Below are 1575 nucleotides of genomic sequence, written 5' to 3' on the forward strand. Positions count from 1 at the left end.
AGCCAAACGCGATCGACCAGCCGGCCGGCGGGAGCAATCGGGGCTCGGTTCGTCGGCCCCGATACAAGGTGGCACCCTACGAAGAAACCAGCACGAGGCGGGTTCCTGGGCGATGCGGGAGAAAGGGGTTGAACCCCCTAGACCATCCTCAGTACAGTCCAGGCTCCGACCCCGCCGGGGCCTGCGGCGCGTGTTGCAGCGGCTCAGGCGTGGCTACCAGCAGCTCCGCAGGATACTGCTTCATGAACTCCATCGACTCGTCGGCAGGCGCCGCCAGCCACGGGTCGTACAGCGCCTCCGTCAGGATCACGACCATGCGCCTGTCCTTGCTGCGCGGCCGATGGAAGTTCGTCATCACCGGGTGAGTGGTCGCGTCGATCGTGAGCATGGTGAAGCTGAACACCACCTCCCCTGTGCTGCGATCGACCCATCGGTCCCACAAGCCGGCCAGGCCCATCGGCTCCCCGTCAACGCGCGCGATGCGGGTGTTTACCGAGTGCCCAGTGCGCCAGTCCTGCTCGTAGATGCAGTCGGCCGGGATCACGCAGTGTTGCCGGTGCCATGGGACCGCGTACGCGAATTTTCCAGCGGCGGTCTCTGATTTGGCATTGAGCGTGTCGTATTTGATGTTCCGCACTGCCGAGCGCGAGGGAAGCAGCCCGAACTCTCCCGTCAGGCAGTCCCGCTCGGCTGTCGAGTCCAAGTTCGGCCCGACAAGGTTGATGATGAACGGCGCCTCGTTGCGCTTGAAGATGTGGCCACCATTGGGTGCCTCCCAGTTCGGGGGCAGCACGACGCCATACTTCCGCTCGAGCCGCGCAAGACCTTTGATTTGGTAGTGGCTGCACATTCGCGCATCCTAACGCGTTGATATGCATATTTTCGAAAGGCACCGGCGGCGATTCCGGGTCATGTCGGGCCCCAATCGGTCGCTCCAGAGCTACCGTTCGTGAATGACTGAAACGGGCCGATCCTGTTGAAAAACTCGGAATCGGGCGCCTCGCGCGGAAGATTTCGCTCTATGAGCCCTTGACCGAATGTTCTGCGACCCGCGCGACCACCCGAACAAGAAATCGCGCCTCGGGCCCACTACATGCCCGCGAAGGCCATCGGTGCAACACGCGAGACCCGCCATGCAAAACCTGGCGGGCCTCGTTGGGCTTTTGAGTTTTTCAACAGAATCGGCCCGGTGCGGTCCTTCAGCATCAAGAGAAGCAGAACTCCGTCAAAGTTGCTGAACGGCTGAGTGCTGCCGATGGCCAACGGCGGCTCAATGGGGACTGGTTTGTCAAGCCTTTCGATCAACGTCTCGACGCGAAACATAGTCAGCAGACAGCTGTTCAGGTTCGCATATCCGTTCGTCCGATTTCTTGTCGAACGCGGCAGATCTTGCAGAATGGGCGGCAAGGGCTCGACTTCACTATCCGAGGTTCGAACGTAGATGATGTTGAACCTCTCGGCCGATTCGTATCGGCGCGCGGCTGACCTATCGCAATCGAGTCCGTGTCAGTAGACTGGCGCGAAGGAACATAATCGCTCACAACATGCACACGACCCCACTCGCCCTCCTGCGCC

General features: G+C 61.2%; 2 protein-coding genes. Both read right to left on the reverse strand.

Annotated elements, in window-relative coordinates; translation table 11 throughout:
- Positions 1–148 precede the first annotated feature (148 nt).
- Positions 149–850, reverse strand: coding sequence for an SOS response-associated peptidase (locus AC1DY5_RS54995; RefSeq protein WP_478122591.1), 702 nt, complete (start codon positions 848–850; stop codon positions 149–151).
- A 239-nt stretch (positions 851–1089) separates the two neighbouring features.
- A complete protein-coding gene (locus tag AC1DY5_RS55000; RefSeq protein ID WP_478122592.1) occupies positions 1090–1407 on the reverse strand; it encodes a hypothetical protein in 318 nt (105 codons plus the stop codon).
- Positions 1408–1575 lie beyond the last annotated feature (168 nt).

It is taken from the genome of Variovorax sp. P4_D9, assembly GCF_056401695.1.